At 67.5% G+C, this 2,038-nt stretch carries 2 protein-coding genes and 1 pseudogene; 2 read left to right on the top strand and 1 reads right to left on the bottom strand.

The window, feature by feature from the left end; genetic code table 11:
* Positions 1 to 189, bottom strand: a pseudogene (locus R1101_RS29830) (M23 family peptidase); the annotation flags it as partial.
* Between the two features lie 305 nt (positions 190 to 494).
* Between R1101_RS29830 and rpsB the strand changes: the two are divergent.
* A complete protein-coding gene (gene rpsB, locus R1101_RS0122135; RefSeq protein WP_026003585.1) occupies positions 495 to 1,337 on the top strand; it encodes a 30S ribosomal protein S2 in 843 nt (280 codons plus the stop codon).
* A gap of 130 nt (positions 1,338 to 1,467) precedes the next feature.
* Positions 1,468 to 2,038: translation elongation factor Ts (tsf, locus tag R1101_RS0122130; RefSeq protein ID WP_016935416.1), on the top strand; the 571-nt coding region annotated here is incomplete at its 3' end.

Here is a 2,038-nt window from a genome sequence, read left to right as displayed (position 1 = left end):
GGGGAGCCAGTTCTGCTCGGGAAGATCGAACTGTCTGCTCACGGCGGGACGCGGATCGAGCGGCCAGACGAACCGTCCGGGGTCGGCGGAGGCGGTGCGCGGGACGACGACGGGTGCGGCGAGCGCACCGAGCGGGACGAGCGCGGCGATCGCGACGGGGAACATCCGAAGGGGAGCGGCAAGGGCCATGCCGCCAGCCTCGTGAATCGGAGTCCTCCGCACCAGTAGGTCGTCGCGATCTGTGGACAACCCGGATCTCTCCACAGCCCCGGTGCCTCCCGGTTAGGGATCCGCGCCCGCTCCGCGTACACTTGTCGGGCGGTCTGTATACGCAGATCGACTTCGCGCGTCCGCGCATCGGTACCGACCCGTTTTCTCCGGGCCGCACCGGAAATGACCGTCGCCGGTCCCGCAAGGGTTCGACGGGCATGTGGACGCCAGGGCGGAGATCGCAAGATCCACCGCGGAAACCGACACGAAAGAGAGAAACAGGCATGCCTGTTGTGACTATGCGGCAGCTGCTCGACAGCGGCGCCCACTTCGGACACCAGACCCGTCGCTGGAACCCGAAGATGAAGCGGTTCATCTTCACCGACCGCAACGGCATCTACATCATCGACCTGCAGCAGACCCTGACGTACATCGACAAGGCGTACGAGTTCGTCAAGGAGACCGTCGCCCACGGTGGAACCGTGCTGTTCGTCGGCACCAAGAAGCAGGCGCAGGAATCCATCGCCGAAGAGGCCACCCGCGTGGGCATGCCCTACGTGAACCAGCGCTGGCTCGGCGGCATGCTCACCAACTTCTCGACCGTCCACAAGCGCCTGCAGCGCCTGAAGGAACTCGAGTCGATGGAGCAGACCGGCGGCTTCGAGGGACGCACCAAGAAGGAAATCCTCATGCTCACGCGTGAGAAGAACAAGCTGGAGCGCACCCTCGGCGGCATCCGCGACATGGCGAAGGTTCCGTCGGCGATCTGGGTCGTCGACACCAACAAGGAGCACATCGCCGTCGGTGAGGCCCGCAAGTTGAACATCCCGGTCATCGCGATCCTCGACACCAACTGCGATCCGGACCTCGTCGACTACCCGATCCCGGGTAACGACGACGCGATCCGCTCCGCGGCGCTGCTGACCAAGGTCGTCGCTTCCGCAGTCGCCGAGGGCCTGCAGGCCCGCGCCGGCAAGAGCGGTGACGCCGAGGCCAAGCCCGAGGCCGGCGCCGAGCCGCTCGCCGAGTGGGAGCAGGAACTGCTCGCGCAGGCCACCCCCGCCGCAGACGCCGAGGCGCCCGCAGCGGACGCAGCCCCCGCCGCAGACGCAGCCCCCGAGGCCTGATTCGTTGCCCGGCCCCGACCGCTCGATCGAAAGATCATGGTCGGGGCCGTCGCATCGCAGCCCGAGCCCGTCCGGGCGCCGAGGCTGCGCCCAGAGACTTTTCCACCACAGACACAGGAGGCTCGCTTCCATGGCGAACTACACCGCCGCCGACGTCAAGCGTCTCCGTGAGCTCACCGGCTCCGGAATGCTGGACTGCAAGAACGCGCTCGCCGACAACGACGGCGACTTCGACAAGGCCGTCGAGCAGCTGCGCATCAAGGGTGCCAAGGACGTGGGCAAGCGCGCCGAGCGCTCCACCGCCGAGGGCCTCGTCGTCGCCAAGGACGGCGTTCTGGTCGAGCTGAACTCCGAGACCGACTTCGTCGCCAAGAACGACGAGTTCCAGGCTCTCGCCGACAAGGTCGTCACCGCTGCCGCGCAGGCCCGCTCGAACGACGTCGAGGCACTCAAGGCCGTCGAGGCCGACGGCAAGACCGTCGACACCCTCGTCCAGGAGCTGTCCGCGAAGATCGGCGAGAAGCTCGAACTGCGTCGCGTCGCGGCGTTCGACGGCCAGACCGCCGTCTACCTGCACAAGCGTGCTTCGGACCTGCCGCCGTCGGTCGGCGTGCTCGTCGAGTACACCGGTGAGGGCGACGCTGCTGCCGAGGCCGCTCGCGGTGCCGCGATGCAGATCGCCGCGCTGAAGGCCAAGTACG

Source organism: Rhodococcus sp. R1101, from assembly GCF_000278445.1.
Lineage (GTDB): Bacteria > Actinomycetota > Actinomycetes > Mycobacteriales > Mycobacteriaceae > Rhodococcus > Rhodococcus gordoniae.
Note: the sequence above shows the minus strand (reverse complement) of the source record. Positions and strands in the feature narration are given on the sequence as shown.

Coding starts and splice junctions, on each gene's coding strand:
- rpsB (WP_026003585.1), top strand. CDS start 495: ATGCCTGTTGTGACTATGCGGCAGCTGCTCGACAGCGGCGCCCACTTC.